Genomic DNA, 13,178 nt, shown 5'->3' on the forward strand with positions numbered 1-13,178 from the left:
CTTATTTGCGAGGCGTCGCAGCGGGACGCGAATACAGGTCGATGCTGCTGCTGATACCATCCTGGCATACGGAGCAGAACGCCTCGCTACGGTCGAACATGATGCACTGCAGTTCGGGCCGGTAGTAGCCGGACGACTCGTAGTTGGCACCTTCGAAGGCGCCAACGGCATGGCGCTGCGGCGCCTTGGAAAACAGTTGCTGCGTGTATGCCAGGTCGGCCTTGAACAAGTCGCTCATCTCGCTTTCCGGGCGGTTGGCTGCGCGCAGCGCGGCGCGCTGCTTCTGATACTCGCGCGCATGACTGTCGTACGCTTGCTTCGGCCACGGGGTAGGCAGCGGCGTGCCGGCCTTGACGTGGTGCTTCCATTTCAGCCTGGCCGGATCGCGTAGCGCCGTGGCGTTCGGCTCCCACGGTTCCTGCCGCTCGCCATTCGACTGATAGGCCACGGGCGAGGTGTAGTACTCGTCGGCCAGGCCGGCGAAATGGTGGCCAAATTCATGCACAAACAGATATTTTGCCCAATCGCTGTTCGCTGCCGCAGTGCTGAACTGGCCGAAGATACCGCCGCCACCGTAGGTGTCGTTGTTGACCAGGATTTCAATGAATTCATACGGCGCATACTGCGCCAGGTCGCGCAGGGCGCGGTTATCCGTCGTCAGCACATAGCGATCGCTGCCAAAGATATCGTAGCGCGTGCCCAGCGGCGACGCGTGGTGCACGCCGGTCGATGGGCGCGATACGCCCGATTCCTGCGTCGGCACGGCCATGGCCCATACATTGAAATCATTGGCCCGTTCGCGAAATGGCGACACCGTAAACAGGTGCTCGGCCAATTTGCGCGCCGTCGCTTCGAACTTGCCCATGTCGGCGGCCGTGTAGCCGTCGCCCATGATCAGCAGGTCGACCTTTTCGGACGATGGGCCACTGATGCGGATCGGGATCGGCTTGACGGGTGCCGGTGGCTGCTTGCGAATCACGTCCTGCGCGGCCGGGTCGACGTCGGTGCTCCATACAATGGAAAACAGGCCGCGCTCGTCGCGCTTCAAGATGCGCACGCGCACGGGCTGCTCCGGCTGCGGGAAGCGCACCGATTCCTGGAAGGCGCGTGTGGTGGTTTTCGCTTCATCGGTGCTGGCCCATTCGCCAAAGATGGTGGAAAAACCGCGCGAGTACAGTAGCTTGCCCGACTTGATATCGACCACTTCCAGCAGGTTGTTGCCGCGATTGCTATCGTCGATGGGACGCGCCGGATTGCCCGGCCATGGCAGGGGCTCGACCAGCACGCGCTCGATCGCATAATGTTCGCCCAGCGCATTGCCGCTGTGCTGGTAATCGAGGCGCATGGTCGCTGGCAGCGGCGCAGTGTCGGCCTGCGCGATAGGCAGCAGGCCGGTGGCCAGCGTCAGAGCGCAGAGGAGGGAGCGAATCGGGGTCTGCTGCATGTGATTCCTAAAACGATAGAAAAACAGGTGAAGGGTACGGTTTCCCAAACAATCCGCATGCCTGCCGGCAGGCACGGGAACAAGCGCTGCGGCACATTGTAGCGACAGGAAGCGAGCGCGCAAAGCGCCCATTTCACCCGCTGCACTTGACCATGCCATCCAATCGCTGCATATTAAATCGACTAGTCAATTCATTGTATATTTAAAAGGACCGCAAGCCGCCATGCGCACCATCGATCCCGAGAAACACACGGCCCGCCGTGACGCCATGAGCAATGTACCCAGCACGCCATGCCCACGCATCGCCGACATCGACGCCCTGCGCGGCTGCGCCCTGTTCGGCATCCTGGTGGTCAATATCGGCGCCTTTGCCACGCCCTGGTTTGGCCTTGGCTTGAGCGATCCGGCATTTCACGGCAGCGTGGACCGCGCCACGCACTTCCTCGTCGCACTGCTGTTCGAGACCAAGTTCTATCTCTTGTTTTCCTTCCTGTTCGGCTACAGCATCACCTTGCAGATGCAGGCTGCCGCGCGCGCCAATGCGCCGTTCGTGCCGCGCATGCTGCGCCGGCAAGCGGGCCTGTGGCTGATCGGTGCCCTGCATGCGGTGTTTCTGTTTCATGGCGACATACTCACCACCTATGCCGTGCTGGGCATGGTGCTGCTGGTACTGCACCGCTGCGGCGAACGCCAGGCACTATCGCTGGCCTTGATGCTCGTCACCGTCTGCGTCGGGTTCTGGGGGGCCATGGCCTGGCTGCAAAGCCTGCAGCCAGCGCACGCCGCCGCCCAGCAGGCCGTGTCCATGGCGCAGAAGGCGGCGAGCGCGCTAGCCGCCTACCGTGCCACGCCGGCCACCGTCATCGCCCAGCATGTGCGCGAACTGAATGACATCTGGATCGTCTTGCTGCTGGTGCAGGCGCCCTGTGCGCTGGCCATGTTCCTGTGCGGCATGGCCGCCGGCAAGCGCGAGATGCTGCTGCACGCCAGCGATTATCTGCCGCTGCGCCGCCGCCTGCTATGGGCCGGCGCGCTGGCAGGATTGCCCTGCGCCGCATTCTATGCATGGACCTCGGTGTATGCAGACAGCCAGGCATGGCAAGTGGCGGGACTGGCCGTGGGACTGGCGAGCGCACCGCTGCTGGCGGGCGCCTACCTGGCGCTGGCGCTGGCCCTGTTCGGGCGCCTGCGTAATGGCACGCTGTTCGCCCTGCTAGCCGAGGCGGGCCGCATGGCACTGTCGAACTACCTGCTGCAGTCAGCCGTCTGCGCCTGGCTATTTCTCGCGTATGGCCTGCGGCTGATGGGCAGTGTCTCACCGCTAGGCGCCCTGGCGCTGGCTGTCATCATCTTCAGCCTGCAACTGCCACTGAGCCACTGGTGGCTGCGCGGCCATGCGTATGGCCCTGTCGAGTGGCTGCTCCGGGCCTTGACGAACGCCGCGTGGCCACGCTGGCGCCGCGCCAGCGCCAGCACTGGCTATTTGTAGCGGTACAGCGGCTGGCGCAGCTGGATCGGCCGGATATCGAGGCGCAGTTTCAACACCGAATACGCTTCCGCCTCGGTCGAGCTGTAACCGACGCTGTTGACCGTTTTACTGAAGCGGAACTCGAAGCCCAGGTCCGGATATGGATCGCGCGGGTTGCCGAAAGCGATGCCGATGGCTTCCTGCTGCGCGTTGTCAATCAGGTTGCCCATCAGGTCGAGCACGGCGTTATTGCCGAGAATATCGTTGGTAAACACCGGCTCGCGCATGTCGGGCTGGTTCGGATCGAGCTTGTTGTCAGCCTTGTCCGGCGAGGGCGTGAACGCACGCGTAACGAGATTGAATTTGTCGCCCCGGTCCAGATAACTGATGGCAGCGTTGCTGATATTGAAGTTTTTCACGCCACGGTCGCTGATGGCGCCCGACAGGTCGATCAGCAAGGCACCGCTATAGCCGATGACTTCCACGTCGCGCATGGCGTCAACCACCATGGCGCTGTTTTCATCGATGCCCAGTCCCAGGTGATAGCCTTTTTTCAGCATCACGGGAATCATGCGCGCAAAGCGTCCGCGCACCAGCAGATGCTGGTCCACAAAAACATCGCTGCCGATGAAGCCCAGTCCAGGTGCGATCTCGCGGCCATCTGTCACGCCCATCTTGAGCATGTCCAGCACGGGCTTGGCGTCATAAAACATGGTGGTGCTCATGATGGCGGCGCCGGCGCTGGAACCGGCGATCACGCCGCCGTTGCGATAGACCGACCAAATGGCTTCCAGCGCGGCCGTCCGGCTGCCGTCCGCGCGCAGCAGCGCTTGCGTGATGCGCCCCTGGTCGCCGCCCGCAAAATAGATGCCGGTGGCCGACTTGATCTGCGTGACGATGGCCGGATCTTCGGCTGCCTTGCGGTAATCGCGATTGGGCAGCTTGACGGCAAGCGGTACGAAAAAGGCATCGGCACCATATTGATTGAGTTTTTTAATGATGCTTTCACCCGATTTTTCCGGGTTCATCGCGGCCGAGGCCAGCACGGCGATGCGCGCGCCTGGCCCGCCCGACAACTTGACGATGCGCTGCCAGACTTCGGCATTGTCGGCGCGCAGGCCGCCGCCGATGATGACGAGGGTGCCCTGCGGAGCGCTGCCGATGGCACTGGCGCCAGGCGCCGCCACGGCATGGATGCTGCACAATGCCAGCGCAAACAGCAGCGCGGCGAGGAAGGTCTGATACAGGCTTAAAGATGATTTCATGATGCCTCTCGAATACAAGAAAAGTGGCGCACGCTTGTTGATACGGGCGCGCGCCCTTGCTGCCTATGCTGCTTGCAACCCAACTCCATCGAAAACGATATTACCGTCTGCATGTGACAGCGGTATTGCGGTATCTCCTGCTCTTCGGCCCTATTTGAAGCTGTAATTGGCACTGGCATAGAAACGCCGGCCACGCGGGTCAGAATAGCTGGGGTCATAGCCAGACAGGAAAAAGTACGCCTGGTTCGAGTAGGGAGGGCTGGTATTGAACAAGTTCTGTATGCCCGCGCGCAGCTTGAACTGCTGGCTGAGTGCATACGCGCCCGACATATCCCACAGCGTGTAGGCCTTCACCCGGTTCGGCTTGACCACGCTGCCGTCATCGGTGTTGATGGCCGAATTCTGATCACGATAAGCGCTCGAATAGGTGTTCGACAGGCTGGCCGAATACGCGCCGTTATCCCAGTCCAGCGTGATCGTATGGCGCCAGCGCTGTACCACGCCATCCGTGACGAAGGCATTCAGATTGCTGATGAAATCGTCTCCCGGGCTGGTCTGGATTTTCGAGTCGAGCACATAGGTGCCGCTCAGGTGTCCGCCGAAACGTCCCCATGCCGTTTTCACGCCATGCAGATCGGCCGTAATATCGAGGCCCGCAGCCTTTTGCGCGCCGCGGTTTTCCTTGCGCAGCTCGATATAGTCGATTTCATTGTCAGCGTTGCGGTGGACAAGGTCGCCGTATTTGGCCAGCTTGCCCAGAATGATATCGTCGCCGATTTCGCTGATCAGGTCCGTGCGCTTGATGTTCCAGTAATCAAAGCTGAAGGTCCAGTGCTGGCTCGGCTCCAGCACCATGCCGGCCGAGAACTGGCGGCTGCGCTCCGGTTTCAGCTTATCGTTGCTGTAGCGGCGCGTGTCCCAGTTTTGCGCGCATCGCGTGTAATCGTAATCGATAGACGCACAATACACCGGATCAGGCAGGGTTCCCGTGCTGCTGTAAACGGTGGGACGGTGCAACTCGGACATTGAAGGCGCACGGAAACCCTTGCCGGCCGACGCGCGCAGCAGCACTTGCTTGCTGGGCAGATAGGTCAGGCCCACCTTGGGGCTGAGGGCGCCACCGACCTGCTGGTAATGGTCATAGCGACCAGACAACTGCGCCTGCCATTGCTTGGTAAACGGCAGCAGCAATTCGCCGTAGAGGGCTTGCACGTTGCGGCTGTCGCTGGTGGGCTTGCCTCCTTCCGGGGCATCATCGTTGTTGATGTTATCACTCATCAGCAGTTCGGAAGGACGGAAGTCCGTACGCTCGCGGCGCACTTCGCCACCCATAGCCACCGCCATATCGCCACCACCCATGGCCATCAAGGAGCGCGACACCTTGAAATCCAGGGCATCCATAGTGCCACGAGCATGACGCACTTCATCATTGACCTGAAGACTGTCGATCAGCGCCTTGCCTTCGGCTCCCGAGGGACCAAAAGGATTAATAAGGCCATCGGCAATACCCTTCTTGAGCTCTTTGTACAGCAGGTATCCATGCGTATCTCTGTCGCGAACTGTATTCACGCTATGATTGACACCTATATCGTAATCCCATCCCGCCGCCGTACCTGTCGCTCCCACCACGATGCGCTGGCTGTCGCTGGTCAGCTCGCTGGTACGCATTCCACCTTCGCTCAATCGAATACGCAATTCCAGTTCGGTGTCGATCGGCTCACCATCTTTACCGATAGTAGTGAAGAGGCCAGAACCTGCTAATTGCGGAATCCGGCTCGCATCGACATAGGCTCTCACGCGCGCGGAGGAACCTACATAGTGGGTACGCGCACGACTCAAGGCGACCTCCGCATATAGCTGATGGTCGGAGTTCAGTTTCAGCACTCCACGCGTAAGGAAATTCTGCTTGTCGGATTTCGGATAAAGCTCCGTATCTCCCATGTAATCATAGGTACAGCCGTCAACGCCGCCTGTACCATTCGGCAAGTTCAGGTTGGCCGGTGGATGACAGCCGGGAGTGCCAGTATTTATCGTTCCCTTTGAAATTGGCCGACCGTTTAGCGGAAATCCCTTGAGCGCGTCAAACTGTTCATCCGTCAACATGATGTTCGCAGGGCTTGTATAGCCGGACAGCAAATGCCCCAGGCGTTCCGGCACATGCAGGTTCGGAATGAACTTGCGCTGCGAGGTGTTCAGGCGGTCGGTTTTTTGCAGGTCGAGCACGGCAAATATATTGTAGCCATCCACAGCCAGGTCGCCCGTGCCGGCCGTGATGCTGGCCGTGCGCTTGCCGGCACCGCCCTCCTGCGTGCCGCTGCCGTAAGCGTTCAGTTCCACGCCCTGGTAATCCTTGCGCGTTATAAAATTGATGACGCCGCCGATGGCGTCCGTGCCATACAGGGCCGAAGCGCCGTCGAGCAGCACTTCCACGCGCTGCAGGGCAGCGGCCGGGATGTTATTCAAGTCCACGCCCGCATCGTCGCCGGGCGAGGCGAAGTTCGCCATGCGCCGGCCATTGAGCAGCACCAGCGTGGACGAGGTGCCCACGCCGCGCAGATTGGCGCTGTTGAAGCCGCGCTGGTCGCCGCCCACGTTGATGCTGGCGCCATCGGTCAAGCCCCCAACGTTGGCCGAGACGCGCGCCATCAGTTCGGCTGCCGTCGTCACGCCCGCCTTTTCGATATCGGCGCGCGTGATGACTTGCACCGGCAGCGCCGTCTCCGATTCCAGCCGCTTGATGGCTGAGCCCGTGATCTCCACGCGCTGCATCTTTTTCTGCGCCGGCTCCCCAGCCTGCTCCTGCTCCTGAGCCTGTGCGCCGCTGGCCAGCATGCCCAGCGCCGCCGATACGCTCAAGGCGCCCAGCGCCAGGCGCACGCCTTGCGCCAGCGCAGATTCGCGTGGCAATACGCAAGCGCCATCTTGTCTTTTAATGTGCATGGAAACTCTCCCCAATCGTCTATATTTAATTTTTGTCATAATTTTTGTACTGCCTTGCGTTGCCTCGATACTGCTTTCCGGGGCCCCGGCACGCCATGCTCGCCGCCGTATAGATAGGCGGCGATGACTTCGCTCAGGCGGGCCGCTTTTTCAACGTTCTTCTTGTTCGACACCATCAGCGCCACGGCCAGCGCCTCGATCATGGCCAGCGCCGTGCTGGCACTGCTGGGCAGGACAGGGTGCGTGCTTTGCGCATACAGCGCGTGATCGGCCAGTTCGGCCAGCGGCGACGCGGGAGAGTCGGTCAGCGCGACGATGCAGGCGCCGCGGTCGCGCGCGAAGCTGGCCAGGCCGATGCAGTCGAGCGTGTAACGGGGAAAGGAGATCACCGCCAGCACGTCTTGTGACGTCAGGTTGAGCAGATGCCCGGCCGCCACTTCCGAACCACCTGTGCCCACCACTTCGACCACATGCGGGCAAAACGGCTGCAGATGCTGCACCAGCATGCCCGCCAGGTTGGCCGACAGGCCAAAACCCATCACGTACACTACCCTGGCGCGCGTCAGGCGCCGCACCACGGCCTGCATGGCGAGCGGCGACAGGGCATCGGATGTGGCGGCGATGTTCGCAGCCGCATACTCCAGACTTTCCGTGATGGGTGATGTGGCGCGCACGCGCCGTTCTATCGTGCGGCGCAATTTGTCGACTGGCTGCAATAGCGATTGCAGCGTTTCAGCCATGGCGCCACGCATGGCCGAATAATTCTTCTGGCCGATGTCACGCGCGAAGCGGCTGATGGTGGCCGTCGATACCTGGCAACTATCGGCCAGTTCCTCGATGCCCAGCGCCGTCACGCGCATCTGGTTGCGCAGCAGGTAATCGGCGATCTGGCGCTGCGAAGTCGAGCCGCTGGTCAGCACGTGCATCAGCGTTTGCCCCAGCGACGATTGCGCGAAGGCAGCATCGGGCGACGACAGGGTGGAGGCCACTGGCATGCGGGAGCTGTTACGGGCAGCACTGGCGGATGATTTCATGTCACTGGCGGCCTGTGTTCTTGTGCATCGAGAAAAAGGGATGAAAAGGCGAAAACGCGTCGCTGCGACTCACTCTACGCATATCAAAAAGAAAACTCAACAATTATTTGTAACAGGATTTTCATTGATTTACTTCGTGAAAATAATGCTACATAATCGACCGAAATCCATCAACCGCGCTCCGTTTTGGGGCGAATTCACCATGCAAGTACGACAGCACCCCATCTCCACCGCGCACGCCAGCGTATCCTGCCAGTTGAGCAGCTTTCACTTTGGCACGGCGGCGGCTGACAGCCGCAGCGGCAAAAAGGTCTATATTCAGGCGGCGCTGCACGCGGACGAAGTGCCGGGCATGCTGGTAGCGCAATTTTTGCGCCGCGAACTGCTGGCGCTGGAGGCGGCGGGCAAGATCCACGGCGAAGTGATACTGGTACCGGCTGCCAATCCCATCGGCCTGGCGCAAGCCATCCATGGCGCGCCGTTCGGTCGCTTCGACCTGACCACTGGCATCAACTTCAACCGCGCCTACCGCCACGTGGCAGATGAACTGAAAACCAGGCTCGATGGCCAGCTGGGGCAGGATGCAAAGGCCAACGTGGCGCTGATACGCCAGCACGCACGCGGCGCTGTCGCTGCCTGGCGGCCGGGCACGGATGCGGAGACGCTGAAAAAGACCTTGCTGGGCATGGCTATCGATGCCGACATTGTGCTTGACCTGCATTGCGACAACGAAGCGGCGCTGCATATCTATACAGGCACGCCGCTGGCGGCGCAGATCGCGCCCCTGTCCGCACTGCTAGGCGCGCGCGCCGTGCTGCTCGAACTGGCAGCCGGCGAAGAACCGTTCGACGAAGCCTGCAGCCGCCTGTGGTGGGACCTCGACGCACATTTCAAGGGACGCTATCCGATTCCCGCCGCCTGCCTGTCGAGTACCATTGAATTGCGCGGCGAAGTGGAAGTGAGCTATGCGCTGGCAGAACGCGATGCCACCGCCCTGCTGCGCTTCCTCGCCATCGAGGGCGTGCTGGAGCTAGCCGGCGCCGGCGACGACCTGCCCGCGCCGCAATGCCAGCCGACGCCGCTGGCCGGGGTGGAGCCTATCCTCGCGCCACATCACGGCGTACTGGTGTATCTGCGCGAAATGGGCGAAGTGCTGGCCGCCGGCGATGCGCTGGCCGACCTGATCGATCCCGTCAGCGGCACGACGACGACCTTGCGCTGCAGCGTCGCCGGTGTCTTCTTTGCGCGCAGTGCCCACCGCCACGTCTTGCGTGGCATGAACGTCGGCAAGGTCGCCGGCGCCGTCGCCTTCCGTGGCGGTAGCCTGCTGAGCCAATAAATGACACCCATGAAAAAATTCAAGCTCCCCAACACCTTCGTCCTGCTATGCGCCATCCTGGCCATGATCGCCGTAGCGACATGGCTGGTGCCAGGCGGGAAATTCGACACGCAACTGGTCAACGGCAAGCAGCTGATCATTCCCGGCACGTTTCACTATGTGGATAACAAGCCGCAAGGTCTGGCCGCGCTGATGATGGCGCCCATCAAGGGCTTCGTCGACGCCAGCCTGATTATCGGCTTCGTGCTGATCGTCGGCGGCGCCTTCGCCGTGCTGCAAAAGACGGAAGCGTTCGATTCGCTGATCAAGGCCATCGCCAAGGCGCATACCAGTTCGCGCTTCGTGCGGGCCGCCATCATTCCCGTCTTCTTCACCATGTTTTCCCTCGGCGGCGCTACCTTCGGCATGAACGAAGAAGCGATCCCCTTCATCCTGATCTTCGTGCCGCTGGCGCTGGCGCTGGGCTATGACACCATCACGGGCGTGTCGATCCCCTTCATCGGCTCGCAGGTGGGGTTTTCAGCCGCCTTCCTGAACCCGTTCAACGTCGGTATCGCGCAGGGTATCGCCGGCGTGCCTATCTTTTCCGGTATCGGCTACCGCTTGATCGTGTGGGCCATCGCCACCGCTGTCAGCATCGTGTTCCTGATGTGGTACGCGGCGCGCATCAAGCGCCATCCGGAAAAAAGCCCGACCTATCTGCTCGATATCGAAAAACGCAGCGAACACTCGATGGACCTGGACAGCTTTGCCGGCATGACCCGCACGCACCGCGCAGTGCTGTGGATTTTCATGGCGACCTTGCTGACGATGGTCGTCGGCGTCGTCAAGTACGACTGGTTCATCGATGAAATCGCCGCGCTGTTTCTGGTCATGGCCATCGTCGTCGGCCTGGTGGGGCGGCTCGACATGGACAGCCTGGTGGCCTCTTTCGTGCAGGGCGCGCGCGACATGGTCAGCGTGGCGCTGGTCATTGCGCTGGCGCGCGGCACCATGATACTGGCGCGCGACGCGCAGATCATCGACACCATGCTGCATGCGCTCACGCCCCTGGTGGCCTCGTCGAGCCCTGTCTTTGCCGCGCAAAAGATGTTCTTCATGCAGTCGGTGATCAACTTCTTCATCCATTCCGGCAGCGGCCAGGCTGCGCTGACCATGCCCATCATGGCGCCGCTGGCGGACCTGGTGGGCGTGACGCGCCAGACCGCCATTCTGGCTTTCCAGTTCGGCGAATTCACCACACCGATGATCCCGACCTCCGGCATCACTGTCGGCGTGCTGGCGCTGGCGCGCGTGCCGTGGATTACCTGGGCCAAGTGGATGATTCCGCTGCAACTGATTTACCTGGCGCTCGCACTGCTACTCCTGATTCCCCCCTGCCTGATGCACTGGCAGTAAAAATCCCGGCCATGACGACACCCAGTGCGCATGGCCTTTTTACGCCCGACCAGGCGTTGCTGTGTAGCACTACTGCTGCCGCCCTGCCCGTACTACCTGCATTTCCTGGCCGTGCTTACAGTGCGGCTTTTTCTTGCGCAGTCAGTCGCTTGGCGCTGACATGGACGGTGTGCATGGTAGCTTGATCGGCGCTGGCAGCGATCGGTGACGGCGCAGCACGGAACTTCGGCACGGCGGCAGTGGCCAGGCTGGTGGCAGCGGCGATGGCGATGATGGCAACGAAGATGGCTTCCATGTTTTTCATGATGTTCATGTTATTTTCCTTCAGATTAAGGGGCGTTGCCGTTTGTCCTGCAATGATTGAACTGTAGGCCGATGCTCCTGGAATCACCATCGGCTTGCGACAAAACGCGCACTTCGCGGGACAGAATACAAAAAGAAGGGATGAAACGCGCAATAGCGCCCGCAGCGTGACATTTGAGGCTTGCCAGCCCCATTGCTGACCATTTCAGCGCCCTGCAAGCCCCTAAAAGCCCTACCGCCGGCCAACCTTGTTTATAATCGCCCCACACTAAAGGACTTCTTTCATGACTGATCAATTCTCCAAAAAGGGCGAAGCCTGGTCGGCCCGGTTTTCCGAACCGGTCTCGGACCTCGTCAAGCGTTACACAGCTTCTGTATTTTTTGACAAGCGCCTGGCGCTGTTTGACATCGAAGGTTCGCTGGCCCATGCGGAAATGCTGCATGCGCAAGCCATCATCAGCCCGGTCGACTACGCGGAAATCGAGCGCGGCATGGCGCAAATCTCGCAGGAAATCGCCACCGGCCAGTTCGAATGGCTGCTCGATCTGGAAGATGTCCACCTCAATATCGAAAAGCGCCTGACCGAACTGGTAGGCGATGCGGGCAAGCGATTGCACACGGGCCGTTCGCGCAACGACCAGGTGGCCACCGACATCCGCCTGTACGTGCGTTCCGCCATCGACGACATCACCGCTCTGCTGGCGACGTTGCGCAGCGCGCTGACGGATCTGGCCGAGCAACATGCCGACACCATCATGCCGGGCTTTACCCACATGCAGGTGGCCCAGCCGATCACCTTCGGTCATCACATGCTGGCCTACGTGGAAATGTTCGGCCGCGATGCCGAACGCATGGCCGATTGCCGCAAGCGCGTCAATCGCTTGCCGCTGGGCGCCGCAGCCCTGGCCGGCACCACCTTCCCTATCGACCGCCTGCGCGTGGCCAAGACGCTGGGCTTCGACGATGTCTGCCACAACTCGCTCGATGCCGTTTCGGACCGTGATTTCGCCATCGAATTTTGCGCCGCTGCCGCCGTGCTGATGATGCACGTGTCGCGCATGGCAGAAGAACTGGTGATCTGGATGAGCCCGCGCATCGGCTTCATCGACATCGCCGACCGCTTCTGCACCGGCTCGTCGATCATGCCGCAAAAGAAAAACCCGGACGTGCCGGAACTGGCGCGTGGCAAGACGGGCCGCGTGTATGGCCACCTGATCGGCCTGCTGACTCTGATGAAAGGCCAGCCACTGGCCTACAATAAGGATAACCAGGAAGACAAGGAACCGCTGTTCGATACCGTCGACACCGTCATCGACACGCTGCGCATCTTCGCCGACATGGCCGGTGGCATCACGGTGAAACCGGAAGCGATGCGCGCGGCGGCCCTGCAAGGCTACGCCACGGCGACCGACCTGGCCGACTACCTGGTCAAGAAGGGCTTGCCGTTCCGCGACGCGCATGAAGCGGTGGCCCTGGCCGTGCGCGCCTGCGTCGATGCCGGTTGCGACCTGGCCGACCTGACCTTGGAGCAGCTGCGCGCGTTTTCCCCGCTGACCGGTGAAGACGTATTCGAAGTGCTGACCCTGGAAGGCTCCGTCGCCGCGCGCGACCACGTGGGCGGCACCGCGCCGCGCCAGGTGCGCGCCGCGATCGCCCGCGTGCGCACCCAGCTGGAAAAATAATCCGCGCTTGCACGCGCAAGCGCCCCGCTGCATCGCGCAAGCGGGGCGTTTTTCATTGCGCGACGATTTTCGACAATACGGAATAAGCGGCACCCGTCTGCGACGCTTCCAGCAGCAGGGTCAGCTCCGTGTAAGTACAGATAATGTTGATCAGCTTGATGCGATCCCACGCCAGGGCTAGAGCAAGGCTCGGATGCAAGGTGCCAGGCGCAAGCTCACGGCCGTCAGCCAGCTTCAAGCCGAAAGGCGCGAACTGCGAACTGCGAGCTGATATCATGCCCGCATTCCAAATTCAGCATCGAGCA

10 protein-coding genes are annotated in these 13,178 nt (G+C 61.4%); 4 read left to right on the forward strand and 6 right to left on the reverse strand.

Annotated elements, in window-relative coordinates; all coding sequences use genetic code 11:
• Position 1: 1 nt before the first annotated feature.
• Complete coding sequence (locus H4V96_RS18705; protein ID WP_196854969.1) at positions 2-1,444, reverse strand: IgA Peptidase M64; 1,443 nt, start codon at positions 1,442-1,444, stop codon at positions 2-4.
• A gap of 223 nt (positions 1,445-1,667) precedes the next feature.
• Between H4V96_RS18705 and H4V96_RS18710 the strand changes: the two genes are divergently transcribed.
• Entirely contained in the window at positions 1,668-2,933 is a 1,266-nt protein-coding gene (locus H4V96_RS18710) for a DUF418 domain-containing protein (protein ID WP_196854968.1), read from the forward strand.
• On the opposite strand, the gene H4V96_RS18715 is transcribed toward H4V96_RS18710, so the two are convergent.
• The 3 genes from H4V96_RS18715 to H4V96_RS18725 all read right to left on the reverse strand — a co-directional run bounded on the left by H4V96_RS18715 (position 2,924) and on the right by H4V96_RS18725 (position 8,112).
• Positions 2,924-4,177 (reverse strand): cyanophycinase, encoded by a 1,254-nt coding sequence (locus H4V96_RS18715; protein WP_196854967.1) that lies wholly within the window; start codon positions 4,175-4,177, stop codon positions 2,924-2,926. The two genes, H4V96_RS18710 and H4V96_RS18715, sit on opposite strands and share 10 nt — an antisense overlap.
• A gap of 150 nt (positions 4,178-4,327) precedes the next feature.
• Positions 4,328-7,117: a TonB-dependent receptor gene (locus H4V96_RS18720; protein ID WP_196854966.1), complete on the reverse strand. Its 2,790-nt coding sequence runs from the start codon at positions 7,115-7,117 to the stop codon at positions 4,328-4,330.
• A 35-nt stretch (positions 7,118-7,152) separates the two neighbouring features.
• On the reverse strand, positions 7,153-8,112 hold the full coding sequence (locus tag H4V96_RS18725) for a MurR/RpiR family transcriptional regulator (protein ID WP_196854965.1): 960 nt from the start codon (positions 8,110-8,112) through the stop codon (positions 7,153-7,155).
• Between the two features lie 241 nt (positions 8,113-8,353).
• On the opposite strand from H4V96_RS18725, the gene H4V96_RS18730 reads away from it, so the two are divergent.
• Positions 8,354-9,490, forward strand: coding sequence for a succinylglutamate desuccinylase/aspartoacylase family protein (locus H4V96_RS18730; RefSeq protein ID WP_196854964.1), 1,137 nt, complete (start codon positions 8,354-8,356; stop codon positions 9,488-9,490).
• 9 nt (positions 9,491-9,499) lie between these two features.
• A complete protein-coding gene (locus H4V96_RS18735; RefSeq protein WP_128089141.1) occupies positions 9,500-10,888 on the forward strand; it encodes a YfcC family protein in 1,389 nt (462 codons plus the stop codon).
• Positions 10,889-11,003: 115 nt separating this feature from the next.
• Here H4V96_RS18735 and H4V96_RS18740 read toward each other — a convergent pair whose 3' ends face one another.
• The gene (locus tag H4V96_RS18740) at positions 11,004-11,201 is read right to left on the reverse strand and encodes a hypothetical protein (protein WP_010401442.1); all 198 of its coding nucleotides are present in this window, start codon (positions 11,199-11,201) and stop codon (positions 11,004-11,006) included.
• 274 nt (positions 11,202-11,475) lie between these two features.
• On the opposite strand from H4V96_RS18740, the gene argH reads away from it, so the two are divergent.
• On the forward strand, positions 11,476-12,873 hold the full coding sequence (gene argH, locus H4V96_RS18745; RefSeq protein WP_196854963.1) for an argininosuccinate lyase: 1,398 nt from the start codon (positions 11,476-11,478) through the stop codon (positions 12,871-12,873).
• Between the two features lie 52 nt (positions 12,874-12,925).
• Here the strand turns inward: argH and H4V96_RS18750 are convergent, their stop codons facing one another.
• On the reverse strand, positions 12,926-13,150 hold the full coding sequence (locus H4V96_RS18750; RefSeq protein WP_196855087.1) for a hypothetical protein: 225 nt from the start codon (positions 13,148-13,150) through the stop codon (positions 12,926-12,928).
• Positions 13,151-13,178: the final 28 nt, after the last annotated feature.

This window comes from Janthinobacterium sp. CG_23.4, assembly GCF_029892305.1.
GTDB classification, from domain to species: domain Bacteria; phylum Pseudomonadota; class Gammaproteobacteria; order Burkholderiales; family Burkholderiaceae_D; genus Janthinobacterium; species Janthinobacterium lividum_D.